The following is a 15,560-nucleotide window of genomic DNA, read 5'->3' on the forward strand; positions in this document are numbered from 1 at the left end:
GTCACGCCTCCTGCCCCTGGGCGCGTGCGGCGGCGGCGCGCAGTGCCCGCGTGGTGAGTTCTCCGGCCAGATGCCGCTTGTAGTCGACCGGGCCGCGCTGGTCGGCGGCCGGCCGGCACTCCCGCGACGCGAGCCGGCCCGCCTCCACGAAGCGCTCCTCGTCCGGCCGTCCGCCGCGCAGGAAGTCCTCGGCCTCCTCGGCCACGAAGCGCGGGGCGCCCACCGCGGTCAGCCCGATCCCCGCCTCGGTGACCAGACCGCCGGAGATCTCCAGCACGGCTCCCGCGGCGACGACCGCCCAGTCGCCGACCCGGCGCTCGACCTTGCGGTAGGCGCTGGCGTGCGAGCGGATGGGCACGCGGATCTCCACCAGGAGCTCCGCCTCGTTCAGCGCCGTCTCGTACGGCCCGAGGAAGAACTCCCTCACGGGGACGGTCCGTCTGCCGCCGGGGCCCTGGCTGACCAGGGTCGCCCGCAGCGCCGAGAACGCCGCGGACAGGTCCTCGGAGGGATCGGCCTGGCACAGCGAGCCGCCCACGGTGCCGCGGTTGCGTACGAGCGGATCGGCGATGACCCGCTCGGCGTCCCGCAGGATGGGGAAGTGCTCGCCGACGACCGGCGAGGCGAGCAGGTCGGCGTGGCGGACCATCGCCCCGACGGCCAGGTCGTGGCCGTCCACCCGGATCGACGCCAGTTCGTCGAGGCCGTTGATGTCGATCAGGGCTTCGGGCTGGGCCAGCCGCAGTTTCATCATCGGCAGCAGGCTGTGCCCGCCCGCCACCACGCGCGCTTCGGGGCCGTACCGGCCGAGCAGCTCGATCGCCTGCTCGAGGCTGGTGGCCCTCTCGTACTGGAACGCAGCCGGTACCTGCATCGGGCCCTCCTGGATCGCTGTGCCCGCCGCCGTGACGATGCTGCGCCTGCGCGCACCGGCCGTGCAATGGGGGGATAAGCATTCACTTATCGCCGTGAGGGCGAGAAAATCGGACGGTGACCGTCACGCAGCTCAGCACCTTCGTGCTGGTGGCCCGGCTCGGCTCGGTGGGCGCCGCGGCGCGCGCCCTGGACGTGAGCGAGTCCGCGGTGTCCCAGACGCTCACCGCGCTGCGCACCCACTTCGGCGACCCGCTGATCACGCGCACCGGCGGTGGCGGGATGCGTCTGACGCCCGCCGGGGCGCGGCTGCTGCCGGTCGCCTCGCGCATGGTGGCGCTGAGCGCGGACGCGGAGGCGGCGGTGCGGGCGGCGCGGGGCGCGCCCGACGAGCTGCGGGTCGTCGCGACGAGCACGCTGGCCGAGTTCGTCCTCCCGTCGCTCATGGAGGCCTTCGCCTGCCGCGCGGGGCCCAGGGCCGAGACCTCGTTCGGGGTGGCCGCGGACGGCGGGATCCGGGTGCTGGTGGAGAACCGGCTGGCCGACGTCGCGCTCGGCCCGTGCCTCGACGACGACGGCCGGGGCGAACTGGTCAGCGAGCCGCTGTTCCGCACCCGGCTCGTCGTGGTGACCGGCGCCGGGTCGCCGCGGCCGCCCGGTCCGCCGTCGCGGTGGTCGTGGCTGGTCGACGCCTCGGGCACCGATCCGGACGCGGACTCTGGGCGGCTGCTGCGCCGGCTGGGCGTGACGGAGGGCCACGTGCGGGTGTTCCCCAACCAGACCGCGACCCTGGCGGCCGCCGCCGAGGGCGCGGGGGTGGCCCCGGCGCTAACCCATCTGGTGTCGCCCCGCGTACGGCGTGACGAGCTGCGCCTGCTGGAGACGCCCGCCACGCCGTCGGACGCCACCTGGCACGTCACCGCGCCGCGGCCGGGACTCCGTTCCCCGGCCGCGGACGCGTTCCTGCACTTCCTGCACACGCCCGCGGCGGCCCGCATCATGCGCGCGCCCGGCGCGGGCGTCCCGCCCTCCCGGTTCCGGCCCCCGGTGCACATCACGCTCTGGGGCGCGTGAGCTCCCCTCGCGGCAGCGGCGCGGCCGGACCGGGCGGGCGGTTCACGCCTTGTGCTGCATGGAGCTGCGCGCCGGGTTGCCCTGTTCGGCGGCCTTGGGGTCCTTCTCGCCGGCCTTGGCCCGGACGCCGTCGGCGATGCGCTTGCCGATGGTCTCGTCGATGTTCGACCAGTACTCGAAGGCCCGTTCCAGGACGGGTTCGGTCACCCCGTTGAGCAGGTGCCCGACGACGTTGTCCACGAGACGGTCGCGGGCGGCGTCGTCCATGACCTCGCGCACCAGGGTGCCCGGCTGCCCCCAGTCGTCGTCCTCGGGGTGGGAGACGTAGGCGGAGCGGGTGATCTCGCCGTCGGCCGTCCAGCTCGGCGGGGACCCGTAGCGCTCGGTGTCGGCCGCGGGGCCGCCCTTGGAGTTCGGGGCGTACACCGGGTCGGTCGTGTTCCGGTACGCCATCGCCCCGTCCTTGGAGTAGGTGTGGACGTCGACGACGGGCGCGTTCACGGGGAGCTGCTGGTAGTTGCCGCCGATGCGGTGGCGGTGGGCGTCCGCGTAGGAGAACAGCCGGGCCAGCAGCATGCGGTCCGGGCTCGGCCCGATGCCGGGGACGAAGTTGTTCGGCTGGAACGCCGCCTGCTCGATCTGGGCGTGGTTGTCGGTGGGGTTGCGGTCGAGCGTCATACGGCCGACCGGGATGAGCGGGTAGTCGCCGTGCGGCCACACCTTGGTCAGGTCGAACGGGTTGAAGCGGTAGTGCGCGGCTTCCTCGTACGGCATGACCTGCACGTACAGCGTCCAGCTCGGGAAGTCGCCGTCCCGGATGTGCTCGAAGAGGTCTCGGGTGTGGTAGTCGGTGTCGGCCGCGGCCATCTGGTCGGCCTCGTGCTGGGTGAAGAACTCGATGCCCTGGTCGGTCTTGAAGTGGTACTTCACCCAGAACCGCTCGCCGGCGGCGTTGATCCACATGTAGGTGTGGGAGGTGTAGCCGTTCATGTGGCGCCAGGTCCGCGGGATGCCGCGGTCCCCCATCAGCCAGGTGACCTGGTGGGCGGACTCCGGGGAAAGGGTCCAGAAGTCCCACTGCATGTCGTGGTCGCGCAGGTTGTTGTCGGCGCGGCGCTTCTGGGACCGGATGAAGTGCTGGAACTTCATCGGGTCCTTCACGAAGAACACCGGGGTGTTGTTCCCGACCATGTCGTAGTTGCCTTCGCTGGTGTAGAACTTCACCGCGAAGCCGCGCGGGTCGCGCCATGTGTCCGGGCTGCCGCGCTCCCCGGCGACGGTCGAGAAGCGGACGACCAGGTCGGTGCGGGCGCCGGGCTGGAAAAGGGCCGCCTTGGTGTACGCGCTGACGTCGTCGGTCACCTCGAAGTGACCGAACGCGCCGCTTCCCTTGGCGTGCGGCTGGCGCTCGGGAATCCGCTCCCGGTTGAACTGCGCCATCTGCTCGATCAGGTAGGCGTCCTGCAGGAGGATCGGCCCCCCTGGGCCCACGGTCAGAGAGTGTTCGTCGCTTTCCACCGGCGCGCCGGAGTCGGTCGTGGTGGCGGGTCGGATCTCCGTCATTGCTCTGCCTTCCGTAGTGCGTCAGCAGCGACGCCGGGGCCCTCGGGGCCGGCGTCCTACGAGCACGCTATGGCCGTCGCCGCCGCGTCGCCGCGCGGACGCGACGCAGCGCCCTCCGGCACTCGTGTCCCACAGGCCGCGTGACCCGGAGCGGCCCGGGTAAACACCGTCGCCCCGACACCGGCGGCGAATGACCGGAATGGTCCAACCGGATCACACGGCGGGCGACGCCGGGTCGCCCGCCGCCCCGGTGCGGTCACCCGCCGGCCGGGCCGCCGCGCCGCCGCTCCCCGTACGGCCGGCCGTCCGGCCGGGCCCGTCCGTTCCAGCGGCGCCACGCGGCCGCCGCCGTCCCCGCGCCACACCGCCGCCCCGGTCCCCGCAGAGGTCGTCGCGGCCGGCTCGGGGCTCCCGACGCCGGCGGCGGCCGGGAGCCCCGAGCGTGGTTCACGCCGTCGGGAGGAGGGGGCCGGAGGCCTCCGGCTCGGTGGGGCCGGCTTCCTCGTCGGACCCGAGCCGCATCTCGGGGGCGGGGCGGCGGAAGCCCTTGGTGATCACCGCGAGCCAGAGGACACCGATGACCAGCCAGCCGAGGCCGAGCCTGACGGCGGTGCCGCCGAGCTGGGTGATCAGGTAGACGTCGACCGCGGCACCGGCGGCCGGCAGCAGGAGGTACCGCACGGCCGAGTGCCGGGTCCCGGAGCGCCACTGCCGCACGGCGTAGGCGATCACGCAGACGTTGACCAGGGTGAAGCCGAGGAACGCGCCGAAGTTGATGAAGGAGGTGGCGTCGGCGAGCGAGAGGTTCATGGCCAGCAGGCCGACGGCGCCGATGATCAGCACGTTGACGACCGGGGTGAGCAGCTTGCCGTGCAGGCGTCCGAACACCCGGCGCGGCAGGGCGCCGTCGCGGCCCATGACGAACATCAGGCGGCTGGTGCTGGCCTGGATGGCGACGCAGGAGGCGAACCCGCCCAGCATGCCGACGATGTTGGCGACGTCCGCGAACGTCTTCCCGCCGACGGTGGTGGACAGCAGGTACCCGGCGGAGTCCTGGTCGGGGAAGGAGCCGCCCGGGTGGGCCCACTGCATCAGGAAGGAGATCACGACGAAGACGGTGCCGCCGGTCAGCACGGTGAGGACGATGCTGCGCGGGATCGTGCGCCGCGGGTCGCGCACCTCCTCGCTGAGGGTGCTCACCGCGTCGAAGCCGAGGAAGGCGTAGGCGGCGACGGCCGCGGCGGCGGTGACGGCGGAGAAGCTGGTGGCGTGGTTCCAGAAGGCGTGTCCGGCCGAGGCGGTGCCGCCGTGGCCGAGGCCGTAGTGGACGCAGAGCGCCGCGAGCACGACCAGGACGGCGGTGACGCCGAGCAGCAGCACCCGGTTGATCCGGTCGGCGACCTTGAGGCCGACGACGTTGATGACGGTGGCGAGCGCGACGTTGATGACCAGCCAGGCCCACTCCGGCACGGCCGGGAACTGGGCGTGCAGGTAGATGGCCTGGATGAGCCAGGCGACCATCGGCAGGAAGAGGTAGTCGAGCAGCAGGGCCCATCCGGCCAGGAAGCCGACGCGGGAGTCGAGCTCCTTGCGGGCGTAGGTGTACACGGAGCCGGAGCTGGGGTGGACCTTGGCCATCTTGGCGTAGCTGAGGCCGGTCAGCAGCATGGCGCCGGTGGCGATCACGTAGGCGGTGGGCGCGGCGCCCTCGCTGGTGGCGGCGATGACGCCGAAGATCGACATGACGACGGCGGGGGCCATGTAGGCGACGCCGAAGGCGACCACGGACAGGAGTCCGAGGTCTCCTCGCATGCGGGTGGGCTGGTCTGTCACGGGTTTCTCTCTTCCCCGAGGGTACGACGGGTCTCGGTGCGGGCGCCGGTGTCGCCGGCCCAGGCGGCGGGGTCGATGCGGCCCTGGTAGAGCGGCAGGGCGAGGGGCTGGTCGTCGGGGCGGAACTGCTGCCAGGGCCGGTTGAGCGCGGCGGTGCCGAGCCGGCGGACGTTGGCGACCTCGTCCAGGTCGATCACGTCGGTGAGGGTGGTGTCGCTGTCGGCCGCGGCCTCGGAGCGCACCGTGCCCTGCGGGTCCACGAGCAGGCTGCGGCCGGTGCCGGCGGGCGCGGCGCAGTTGACGCTGGCGACGAAGACCTGGTTGACGATGGCGTTGGCGCGGGCCAGCACGGTCTCCTGGGCCCGGTCGCTGCCGGAGGTCAGGACGAAGTTCAGCACCAGTTCGGCGCCCATCCAGGCCAGGTGGCGGGTGGTCTCGGGGAACCAGGCGTCGTAGCAGATCGACAGTCCCACCCGGCCGACGCCGTCGAGGTCGAAGACGGTGAACTCGGCGCCGGGGACGACGGTCTCGTAGGGCCGCCACGGGAAGATCTTGCGGTAGGCCGCGACCCGCTTCCCGCGCGGGGAGTACACCGGCGCCGTGTTGTGGACGCGTCCGTCGGCGCCGCGTTCGTAGACGCTGCCGGGGGCGAGCCAGACGCCGAGGTCGCCGGCGAGTTCGGCGAGGGCGCGGTCGCGCGGGCCGTCCAGGGGTTCGGCGAGGGCCTCGGGCAGCTCGGCGGGGGTGAACGTGGCGCCGGCGGCGGGGGCGCCGAGATGCAGCTCGGGATATACGACCAGGGGTGCGGCGGGGAGCCCCGCCGTGCGCCTGCGCACGTCGGCGGCCAGGCCGTCCAGGTCGTCGGCGGCGCGCTGGGCTGCCTGGGCCAGCACTAGGGGGAGAGGACGGGACATGGGTCACCAGGTCTGACTCGGGGGAATTAGTTAAACGAAATTTAGTTAACGAATCAGGGGAGGTCAATGGATTGCCACAGGTGAGATACGAACGGCGTTCGACGGTGTGCGAGCATGTCGACCATGGCCCGACCCAGGAACCAGGCGGAACGCCGCGCCCAGCTGATCGAAGCGACCGCCAGGACCGTGGTGGAGCTCGGGGCCACGGCCACCAAGCTGCGCGACGTCGCCCGGGCCGCCGGCGTCACTCCGGCGTCGGTGCTCTACTACTACGCCGACATCCAGGAGCTGTTCGCCGCCGTCTTCGAGCGCAGTGCCGCGACGTACTTCGTCACCCGCGAGGAGGCCATCGCGGCGGCGGACGGCCCGGTGTCACGGTTGCGCGCCTGCATCCGCTCCGGCGTGCCCTGGCCCGGGGAGGGCGAGGAGAGCACCCGGCTGCTCTTCGAGCTGTTCCCGGTGGCCCTGCGCAACGAGGGCGCCGCCGACCGGCAGCGCACTTTCGCGCACCAGCAGGCGGAGTTGTACCGCCAGGTGCTGGAACTCGGGCGGGCGAAGGGCGACTTCACACTGGCCGGCGACGCCTGGGCCCTGGGCCGGTCGTTCGTGGCGCTGGAGGACGGCTACGCGATGGACCTGCTGGTCGGCGACGCCACCGCCCAGGACATCGAGGACCGCCTGCTCGACCACGCCCGCGTCGTCACGGGCAATCCGGCCTTCGCCCGGCGCGACTGACCGGACGCCGTCCAGGCCCGCCGGGATCGGCGCTTCGCCCCCGGAACACGACCGGGCCCCGGCGATCGACGCCGGGGCCCGGTTCCGGGTGCCGCGGGTTCAGCGGTCCGTCACCTCGCCGCCGTAGGAACGGTGCACGGCGTCGGCGGCCTTGTCGGTCTGCGCGTCGTACTTGTCGCCCGTACGCTCGTCGACCAGCCGCTCGGCACTGTCCACACCCTTGTCGGCCTGGTCCGGGTGGCCCTTCGCCATCTCCTTGGCCTTGTCCGCCATGTCTCCCAGCTTGCCCATGAGGTACCTCCCGGCGATACGTGTGTCGTACCCGGCTCGGAGTACCCGCGGCGCCGGGTTCGATGCGTGCCGGACTCTCGCATGAGCCGGTCGGTGGTGCGCGGAAGAGTTCGGCGGGACGCGCGGCCCCGCGCCAAGGCGTCGTCCGCCGGCCGGCGGGTGCGCCCGGGCGTCGGAGCCTTCCTGGTACGGGGCTGCCGAGCCGTGCGGCCGCGGTCGTGGGGTCAGCGCGGGGTTCCGGAGCCCGCGAAGGGGACCTGGGCGGCGGGTGTCGCCTCCGGGGCGTGGAACGGGTGGGTCCACAGGCCCTGGGCCCGCAGCCTCGGCAGGACGCCCTCGCCGAACCAGTACGCCTCCTCCAGGTGCGGGTAGCCGGAGAGGACGAACTCCTCGATGCCCAGGGCGTGGTACTCCTTGATCCGCTCGGCCACCTCGGCGTGGCTGCCGACCAGCGCCGTGCCCGCGCCGCCGCGCACCAGGCCGATGCCGGCCCACAGGTTGGGGTGGATCTCCAGGGACTCGCGGCTGCCGCCGTGCAGGGCGAGCATCCGCCGCTGCCCCTCGGACTCGCTGCGCGCGAGCCCGGCCTGCACCGCCCGCACCGTCTCCGGGTCGAAGCCGTCGAGGAGCCGGTGCGCCTCCGCCCACGCCTGTTCGGAGGTGTCGCGGGTGATGACGTGCAGCCGGACGCCGAAGCGGAGGGCGCGGCCCTGGCCGGCCGCGAGCCTGCGGATCCGGGCGGTCTTCTCGGCGACCTGGGCCGGCGGCTCGCCCCAGGTGAGGTAGACGTCGGCGTACCGCGCCGCGATCTCGGCGGCGATGGGCGACGAGCCGCCGAAGTACACCTCGGGGACGGGGTCGGGCAGCCGGGTGAGCCGGGCGTCCGCGACCCGCAGGTGCTCGCCGTCCAGGTCGACGGTGCCGCCCTTCCACAACTCCCGTACGACGTGCAGGAACTCCCCGGTACGGCGATACCGCGCGTCCTTGTCGAGGAAGTCGCCGTACGCGCGCTGCTCCTGGCTCTCCCCGCCGGTGACCACGTTGAGCAGCAGCCGGCCGCCGCTCTGCCGCTGGAAGGTGGACGCCATCTGGGCGGCGAGCGTCGGCGACACGAAGCCCGGTCGGAAGGCGACCAGGAACTTCAGCCGCTCGGTGTGCCGGCTGACCATGGCGGTGGTCAGCCAGGCGTCCTCGCACCAGGCGCCGGTGGGGGTCAGCGCACCGGTGAAGCCGAGGTCCTCCGCCGCGCGGGCGATCTGGCTCAGGTAGGCCACCGTGGGCGGCCGGTCCTGGCCCGAGACGGTGGCCGGGGTGCCGTGGCCGCCGCCGACGACATGACGGCTGTCGCCGTTGGTGGGCAGGAACCAGTGGAAGGTCAGGGTCACCGGGGCTCACCTCCCCCGCTCGGCGCCGGCGGTCGCGGTCGTGCTCGGGGCGCTCATCCGGCGGCCGCCAGCAGGGCCGTACGGCTGCCGAGGGCGACGGAGAACTGGTCGACGACCTGGGCGAGGGCCTCTGCGGTGCCCGGCGCGACGGTCAGGGTGCCGTCGTCGCCCACCGCGATGTCCTTGTCCAACGTGAACCAGCCCGGGACGATGTGCGCGGCGCCCATGGAGCTGAGCACCGGGCGCAGGGCGTAGTCGATGGCCAGGACGTGCGCGGTGGTTCCGCCGGTCGCCAGCGGGAGGACGGTCTTGCCGGCCAGGCCGTACTGCGGCAGCAGATCCAGCAGCGACTTCAGCAGCCCGGAGTAGGCGGCCTTGTAGACGGGGGTGCCGATGACCACTCCGTCGGCGCGTTCGAAGAGCGCGGCCGCCTCGCGGATCGCCGGGTGCTGGAAGTCGGCGCCGAGGAGGGCCTGGGCGGGGATGGTGCGGACGTCCAGCGGGATCACCTGGTGTCCCTGGGCCGTGAGCCGCGCGTCCAGGTGGCGCAGCAGCCGGGCGGTGCGGGAGGTGGCGGAGGGACTTCCGGAGACGGACAGGACGGTGGCCATGGCGGACCTCTTTCGGAGGGTGGGGACGGCTGATCTTGTCGAGGGCGTCGGCGAGCGCCGACCAGTCCGTGTCCTGCTTGACGGTGGCCGCGGCGGCGGCAGCGCGCGTCCGGTGTGTCCCGCAGGACCGTCAGTACGCGGATCAGCGCGTGCGAGCGCGCGTCAGCGTGGCGGTGCGACGGTGCCACGAGGCGAGGAGCTCGGCCCGCGACGGGGTGAGCGAGGGAGGGAAGGGCCGGTCAGACGGCCCACTGCCGCTTCAGGCGCAACACGCCGCGGACCACACCCGACCGAAGTCGATGTGGTCACGGGTGACCAGACGCTGCTCGGCATTCATGCGCCCAATTGAGCAGTACATCTCGCGCCCCGTCAACCACGGCCCGGATGGCGGACGCTTGTTGAGCCGCCGGTGCACAGTGCGTGCGGCGGACCACGCAGCGCCGCGAAAACGCGTTCCCTATAAATCCTATCGATTTACTAGGGAAGCATTGACGTTCCGCCGGCGGGGTGCGCAGGATGATGCTGCCGGTACCTGGCGGCACGGGCGGCCGGACGAGCCAACAGCCGTGCGGGACCCTGCCGTTGACCTTGAGGAGACCTCCACCATGGGCGTTGCCCAAGCGCCGTCCGGCCCCGTTGCGGACTCCGGCCCGGACGGGCCCGGCCCGGCGCACTGGCTGCGCGTGGCCCGCGAGTCGGCGGACGACCTGGCCACGGACGCGGCGGTCCGGGAGCAGGCGGGCAAACCCCCGCTCGACGAGGTGTCCCGGTTGCGCGAGGCGGGACTCCTGACGCTCCTCGTGCCGGCGGAGTCGGGAGGGGGCGGCGCGGACTGGACCACGGCCTACGCCGTGGTCCGGGAGATCGCCGCTGCCGACGGCGCGATCGGCCAACTGCTCGGCGGCCACTACTTCCTGTCGTGGAGCGCCCGGCTGCTCACCGGTCCCTCGCGCGCCGCCGCCCTCGAGCGCCGGTGCGCCGGGGAGCAGTGGTGCTGGGGTGGCGGCCTGGCCCGCCAGGACCCGCCTCTGACGCTGACCAGGGCGCGCGGCGGCGGCCATGTGCTCGACGGACGCCAGGACTACGCCACCGGAGTCCTGGTCGCCGACCGCCTCGCCGTGCGCGCCGTGCGCGCCGACACCGGCGAACCGCTCGCCGTCGTCGTCGATCCCGCCCACCACGGCGTCGGCACCGGCGGGGACGCCGACGCCTTCGGCCAGCGTCTCGCGGCAGGGGGGAGCGTGGAGTTCGACTCCGTACCGGTCGCCGCCGACGACGTACTCGGCTCGCTGTCCGCGGACGAGGACATCCTGTCGCCCCCGACCGCCCTGGCCTCCCCGGTCGGGCGCCTCCTGTCCGTCCAGCTCCGTCTCGGCATGGCGGAGGGAGTGCTCGCCGAGGCCCGGGAGTACAGCAGGGCCGGTCGATCGCCCGGGCACTCCGCCCGACCGGCCGGCTCCGCGCAGGACCCGCAGGTGCTGGCCGCCTACGGGGAACTCGCCGTCCTCACCCGCTCGGCGTCCGCCCTCGCCGGCCAGGCGCTGGAGGCCGTGCACGGCGGGCTGGCCCGCGGCGCGGACCTCACCTACGACGAGTACGCGGACATCTCCGTCCTCGTGGCCATGGCCGAGGCCGCCTCGTCCCGGGCCGCGCAGGAGTCCACGGCCCGCGCCCTGGACATCGTCGGCGTCCGCTCCGCGTCCTCGCGACTGGGCTTCGACCGCTTCTGGCGCAACGCCCGTACGCACACGCTGTACGAGCCCGTCGCTCCCCGACTGCGCGACGTGGGGGACTACTTCCTCAACGGCGCGCACCCGCCGTTCGTCCTGCCCGCCTGACCGACGGCGTCCAAAATGCGAACACCCCCTTGGGGTGAGCGCCGCCTTCTGTCACGATCCCTAGCAGCCAGGTAGGAAAACTAGGGAAGGCGGGGGTGCAGTCATGGTGTCGTCCCACCGCGCACTCCTGTCGCCGCCCCCGCTGACCTCGCGTCGGCACATCGACTTCGGCCGCACGTCCAGCGCCATCTGTCGGCCTGCCTGAGCCGTCCGCGCACCCCGCCGGCTCCGGCGGAAGCGCCGCTCACTCCTGACGCCACTCCCGGTCCGCTCACCGCTCCGGGTCGGCGTCCCCCGCTGCCGTGGACCGGTCAGCGGAGCACATGTGCCCACCGGCGTCCGCGCGGCCTCGCCGCGCGATCTCCGGCACCTCCTTGTCGATCCCTCCCCGAGAGGACACCCCCGTGTCTGCCGCAAGACCGCTCACCACCCTGCGCACCGTCGCCGTCATCACGGCGCTCCCCGTCCTGCTGACCGCCTGCGGGTACGGTTCCGAGTCGACCGACGACGGGAAGAAGAACGCGGTCGCGGCGGGCGCCGAGAAGCTCTCAGCCGACGAGGTGAAGATCGGCTACTTCCCCAACCTCACGCACGCGACCGCTCTCGTGGGCGTGCAGGAGGGCTTGTTCCAGAAGGAGCTGGGCGGCACCACGATCAAGACGTCCACCTTCAACGCGGGCCCCTCCGAGATCGAGGCGCTCAACGCCGGGTCCATCGACATCGGCTGGATCGGCCCCTCCCCCGCCATCAACGGCTACACCAAGTCCAAGGGCAAGAACCTGCGGATCGTGGGTGGTTCGGCCTCCGGCGGGGTGAAGCTGGTGGTGAACCCCAAGAAGATCAAGTCCTTGAAGGACGTCGGGGGCAAGCGGATCGCCACGCCCCAGCTCGGCAACACCCAGGACGTCGCGTTCCTCAACTGGGCCGCGGAGCAGGGCTGGAAGGTCGACGCGGAGAGCGGCAAGGGCGACGTCTCGGTCGTCCGCACCGACAACAAGGTGACCCCGGACGCGTTCAAGTCCGGTTCCGTCGACGGCGCCTGGGTGCCCGAGCCGACCGCGTCCAAGCTGGTCGCCGAGGGCGGCAAGGTACTGCTCGACGAGGCCTCCCTGTGGCCCGGCAAGAAGTTCGTGATCACGAACATCATCGTGTCGCAGAAGTTCCTGAAGGAGCACCCGGACGTCGTCGAGGCCGTGCTGCGCGGCTCGGTGAAGACGAACGAGTGGATCGACGCCAACCCGGACAAGGCCAAGGCGTCGGCGAACAAGGCTCTGGCCGACCTGTCCGGCAAGGCGCTGCCCGCCGACGTCATCGACCCGGCGTGGAAGTCCATCACCTTCCTCGACGACCCGCTGGCCTCCACCCTCGGCACCGAGGCGAAGCACGCGGTGACGGCCGGCCTGCTCGACCAGCCCGACCTGAAGGGCATCTACGACCTCAAGCCGCTCAACAAGGTCCTCAAGGCCGAGGGCAAGGACACCGTCGACGCGGCCGGCCTCGGCACCGAGTAGGCCCTGCCGACCGCGGCGGGCCCACTTGCTCGCACCTGCTCGCACCTGGTCGTGGAAAGCGGGCCGGCCGTCCCCCGTCCGCCACGGACGCGGATGGCCGGCCCGCTTTCCGGCGCGCGAACACCTCACTCGCACCTCACCGGACCTCCGCGAGCCCCCGCCACGTCCGCGCGGGGGCCGGCCCCCGGCACGCAAGCCGTCGGCGATCCTGAAGCGGAGTGTTTCCACGGAGGCGAGGGAAGGAGTCAGAGCGGGAGGGAGGACAGGAGACAGCCGTGACCGCCCTCGCGATCTTCCTCCTCATCATCGGGACGCTCCTGGTCCTGATCGGGGCGCTTCTGCTCCTGGTCGGGACGTTTCTCATCGCTGTCGGGGTGGCCTTGATCCTCATCGGGGCGACCCTGATCGCCGTAGGCACGTTCTTGCTCATCCGGAGACTGTTCGGTCGCGATCGAAGACGATCTCACCTCTGGTGACGGCAGCGGCGCCAGGTCGGCCGGCGAACCGGCATCGACACTTGGAAGTGGCTGTGGACCGACGCGTTCTGGGCCATGGGGCGCACCCGGGAGAAGGTCGAGGAGCCGATGCGCGGCTCACTGAACTTCGCCGTCCTCGACGCCGCCGGCGAGCAGGTGGCCTACGCCCGGGTGATCACCGACCGTGCCACGTTCGCGTGGCTGTGCGACGTCTACGTCGCCCGCCCTCACCGCGGCAAGGGCCTTGGCACCTGGCTCGCCGGCGCGGTCCGCGACCACCTGGCCCCCTACTGGCTCAAGCGCGTCCTGCTCTCCACGCTGGACGCGCACGAGGTCTACGCGAAGGCGGGGTTCGCCCCTGTCCCGTACCCCGAGAACTTCATGATCCTGGAGGGCGGCCGGTGAGGCGAGCGGTCGGCACCGGGTCCGGCATCGCCCGCCAGGCCGTTCCTGCCCGGTGCGTGCGCAGGAGCATCAGTCCTGCTTCGCGGCGGCGTCGATCTCGGTGATCAGGGCCTCGACGCGGGACTTGATCTCGTCGCGGATCGGGCGCACGGCCTCGACGCCCTTGCCGGCCGGGTCTTCCAGCGCCCAGTCGAGGTACCTCTTGCCGGGGAAGACGGGGCAGGCGTCGCCGCAGCCCATGGTGATGACATAGTCGGACGCCTGGACGGCCTCGGTGGTGAGGACCTTCGGCGTGGCGGCCGTGATGTCGACGCCGACTTCCTTCATGGCCTCCACCGCGGCCGGGTTGACCTGGTCGCCGGGGACGGAACCGGCGGAGCGGACGTCGATCCGGTCGCCCGCGAGGTGGGAGAGGAATCCGGCGGCCATCTGGGAGCGGCCTGCGTTGTGGACGCAGACGAACAGCACGGAGGCGAGCGGGCTGGAGGACATCGGTTCTTCCTTCATGGCTGACCGAGCGGGGCCACTTCGGGCGGTGCGCCAGTGGACGTCGGGATACAGCTCCTTGAGATCAGCCTGAACTGGTATCAGTCCAGGCTGATGTGACAGTATCAGCCCATGCTGACGTCAGTCGACGCTGATCTGATCCGGGTGCTGGCCGACCCGCTCAGGCTCCGGATCGTCACCCTGCTCGCCGGGGAGACGCTCTGCACCACGCACCTGGTCGAGGAGACCGGAGCCAAACAGACCAACCTCTCCAACCATATGAAGGTGCTGCGTGAGGCCGGGGTCGTCGATACGGAGCCCTGCGGACGGTACACGTACTACAAGCTGCGCCCGGACGTCATCGCCCACCTCGCCGGGCGGTTCGCAGAGCTGGCCGAGTCCGCCCGGAACGCCGCCGACAACAAGAGGGCCTGCCTGTGACCCGCACCGAAGCGCCCGCGACTGTCGAGGAGACCTCGATCGTCGCGAAGCTCTCGACGCTCGACCGCTTCCTCGCCGTCTGGATCCTGCTCGCCATGGCCGTCGGCCTCGGCCTCGGCCGGGTCGTCCCCGGCCTGAACGACGCTCTGGCCAAGGTGGAGATCGGGGGCGTCTCGCTGCCGATCGCCATCGGCCTGCTGGTCATGATGTATCCGGTGCTGGCCAAAGTCCGCTACGACAGGCTCGACGCGGTCACCGGCGACAAGAGGCTGATGGCGTCCTCGCTGGTCGTCAACTGGCTCGTCGGACCCGCGGTGATGTTCGCTCTCGCCTGGATCTTCCTGCCGGATCTGCCCGAGTACCGCACGGGCCTGATCATCGTCGGTCTCGCACGGTGCATCGCCATGGTCGTCATCTGGAACGACCTCGCCTGCGGCGACCGTGAAGCCGCCGCCGTCCTCGTGGCCCTCAACTCGGTGTTCCAGGTTCTGGCGTTCGGCCTGCTGGGCTGGTTCTACCTCGATCTGCTGCCCGGTTGGCTCGGCCTGGGCGACGGCCGGCACCTGAACATCCCCATGTGGAAGATCGCGCTGAACGTCGTCATCTTCCTCGGCGTTCCGCTGCTCGCCGGGTTCCTCACCCGCCGCATCGGCGAGAGGAAGCTCGGCCGCGAGCGGTACGAGACCGGCTTCCTGCCGAGGATCGGCCCGTGGGCGCTCTACGGCCTGCTGTTCACGATCGTCGTCCTCTTCTCCCTGCAGGGGAGGACGATCACCTCCCAGCCGCTGGACGTGGCCCGCATCGCGCTGCCGCTGCTGGCCTACTTCGCGATCATGTGGTTCGGCGTCTTCGCCCTGGGCAAGGGCATCGGCCTCGCCTACGACCGCACCGCCACCCTCGCCTTCACCGCCGCCGGCAACAACTTCGAGCTGGCCATCGCGGTGGCCATCGCCACCTTCGGCGTCACTTCCGGTCAGGCCCTGTCAGGCGTCGTCGGCCCGCTGATCGAGGTTCCGGTCTTGGTCGCCCTGGTCTATGTCTCCCTCGCCTGGCGACGGAAGTTCACCGCGCGCGTCCCGGCTCCCGTGGCCTAGACGTGCCGCGAACCCCGCCCCGTACTGCGG

The 15,560-nt window shown here is 72.0% G+C and carries 15 protein-coding genes and 1 pseudogene; 8 read left to right on the forward strand and 8 right to left on the reverse strand.

From position 1 onward, the window contains the following. Position 1: 1 nt before the first annotated feature. Complete coding sequence (locus ACZ7JA_RS24075; RefSeq protein ID WP_351668037.1) at positions 2 to 874, reverse strand: FAD binding domain-containing protein; 873 nt, start codon at positions 872 to 874, stop codon at positions 2 to 4. A 116-nt stretch (positions 875 to 990) separates the two neighbouring features. On the opposite strand from ACZ7JA_RS24075, the gene ACZ7JA_RS24080 reads away from it, so the two are divergent. Further along, positions 991 to 1,947: a LysR family transcriptional regulator gene (locus ACZ7JA_RS24080; protein WP_470810317.1), complete on the forward strand. Its 957-nt coding sequence runs from the start codon at positions 991 to 993 to the stop codon at positions 1,945 to 1,947. Positions 1,948 to 1,989: 42 nt separating this feature from the next. On the opposite strand, the gene ACZ7JA_RS24085 is transcribed toward ACZ7JA_RS24080, so the two are convergent. The 3 genes from ACZ7JA_RS24085 to ACZ7JA_RS24095 all read right to left on the reverse strand — a co-directional run bounded on the left by ACZ7JA_RS24085 (position 1,990) and on the right by ACZ7JA_RS24095 (position 6,257). Beyond that, on the reverse strand, positions 1,990 to 3,510 hold the full coding sequence (locus ACZ7JA_RS24085) for a catalase (RefSeq protein WP_351668041.1): 1,521 nt from the start codon (positions 3,508 to 3,510) through the stop codon (positions 1,990 to 1,992). Between the two features lie 447 nt (positions 3,511 to 3,957). Beyond that, positions 3,958 to 5,343 (reverse strand): APC family permease, encoded by a 1,386-nt coding sequence (locus ACZ7JA_RS24090; protein WP_351668043.1) that lies wholly within the window; start codon positions 5,341 to 5,343, stop codon positions 3,958 to 3,960. Further along, entirely contained in the window at positions 5,340 to 6,257 is a 918-nt protein-coding gene (locus ACZ7JA_RS24095; RefSeq protein WP_470810326.1) for a carbon-nitrogen hydrolase family protein, read from the reverse strand. The genes ACZ7JA_RS24090 and ACZ7JA_RS24095 overlap by 4 nt, the downstream gene beginning before the upstream one ends. 123 nt (positions 6,258 to 6,380) lie before the next feature. Here ACZ7JA_RS24095 and ACZ7JA_RS24100 point away from each other — a divergent pair, with 123 nt between their 5' ends. Next, the gene (locus ACZ7JA_RS24100; protein ID WP_351668047.1) at positions 6,381 to 6,992 is read left to right on the forward strand and encodes a TetR/AcrR family transcriptional regulator; all 612 of its coding nucleotides are present in this window, start codon (positions 6,381 to 6,383) and stop codon (positions 6,990 to 6,992) included. Positions 6,993 to 7,091: 99 nt separating this feature from the next. Here ACZ7JA_RS24100 and ACZ7JA_RS24105 read toward each other — a convergent pair whose 3' ends face one another. From ACZ7JA_RS24105 to ssuE, 3 genes are all read right to left on the reverse strand, one after another. Next, positions 7,092 to 7,283, reverse strand: a complete 192-nt coding sequence (locus ACZ7JA_RS24105; protein WP_351668049.1) for an antitoxin — start codon at positions 7,281 to 7,283, stop codon at positions 7,092 to 7,094. 224 nt (positions 7,284 to 7,507) lie between these two features. Continuing rightward, complete coding sequence (locus tag ACZ7JA_RS24110) at positions 7,508 to 8,668, reverse strand: LLM class flavin-dependent oxidoreductase (protein WP_470810329.1); 1,161 nt, start codon at positions 8,666 to 8,668, stop codon at positions 7,508 to 7,510. Positions 8,669 to 8,721: 53 nt separating this feature from the next. Next, a complete protein-coding gene (ssuE, locus tag ACZ7JA_RS24115; RefSeq protein ID WP_389301437.1) occupies positions 8,722 to 9,279 on the reverse strand; it encodes an NADPH-dependent FMN reductase in 558 nt (185 codons plus the stop codon). Positions 9,280 to 9,884: 605 nt separating this feature from the next. On the opposite strand from ssuE, the gene ACZ7JA_RS24120 reads away from it, so the two are divergent. From ACZ7JA_RS24120 to ACZ7JA_RS24135, 4 genes and pseudogenes are all read left to right on the forward strand, one after another. Next, positions 9,885 to 11,117 carry an acyl-CoA dehydrogenase family protein gene (locus ACZ7JA_RS24120; RefSeq protein ID WP_470810333.1) on the forward strand — a complete coding sequence of 411 codons (1,233 nt, stop codon included), beginning with the start codon at positions 9,885 to 9,887 and terminating at the stop codon, positions 11,115 to 11,117. A 404-nt stretch (positions 11,118 to 11,521) separates the two neighbouring features. After that, positions 11,522 to 12,628, forward strand: coding sequence for an aliphatic sulfonate ABC transporter substrate-binding protein (locus ACZ7JA_RS24125; RefSeq protein WP_470810335.1), 1,107 nt, complete (start codon positions 11,522 to 11,524; stop codon positions 12,626 to 12,628). Positions 12,629 to 12,903: 275 nt separating this feature from the next. Continuing rightward, a complete protein-coding gene (locus ACZ7JA_RS24130; RefSeq protein WP_351668059.1) occupies positions 12,904 to 13,104 on the forward strand; it encodes a hypothetical protein in 201 nt (66 codons plus the stop codon). Positions 13,105 to 13,152: 48 nt separating this feature from the next. Beyond that, a pseudogene (locus tag ACZ7JA_RS24135) lies at positions 13,153 to 13,509 on the forward strand (GNAT family N-acetyltransferase); the annotation flags it as partial. A 69-nt stretch (positions 13,510 to 13,578) separates the two neighbouring features. On the opposite strand, the gene ACZ7JA_RS24140 reads toward ACZ7JA_RS24135, so the two are convergent. Continuing rightward, complete coding sequence (locus ACZ7JA_RS24140) at positions 13,579 to 14,001, reverse strand: arsenate reductase ArsC (RefSeq protein ID WP_389452256.1); 423 nt, start codon at positions 13,999 to 14,001, stop codon at positions 13,579 to 13,581. 126 nt (positions 14,002 to 14,127) lie between these two features. Between ACZ7JA_RS24140 and ACZ7JA_RS24145 the strand changes: the two genes are divergently transcribed. Both ACZ7JA_RS24145 and arsB read left to right on the forward strand, forming a co-directional pair. Beyond that, positions 14,128 to 14,436 carry an ArsR/SmtB family transcription factor gene (locus ACZ7JA_RS24145; protein ID WP_470810340.1) on the forward strand — a complete coding sequence of 103 codons (309 nt, stop codon included), beginning with the start codon at positions 14,128 to 14,130 and terminating at the stop codon, positions 14,434 to 14,436. Next, positions 14,433 to 15,530 (forward strand): ACR3 family arsenite efflux transporter, encoded by a 1,098-nt coding sequence (gene arsB / locus ACZ7JA_RS24150; RefSeq protein ID WP_470810342.1) that lies wholly within the window; start codon positions 14,433 to 14,435, stop codon positions 15,528 to 15,530. The genes ACZ7JA_RS24145 and arsB overlap by 4 nt, the downstream gene beginning before the upstream one ends. Positions 15,531 to 15,560: the final 30 nt, after the last annotated feature.

It is taken from the genome of Streptomyces sp. NPDC038135 (assembly GCF_055601245.1).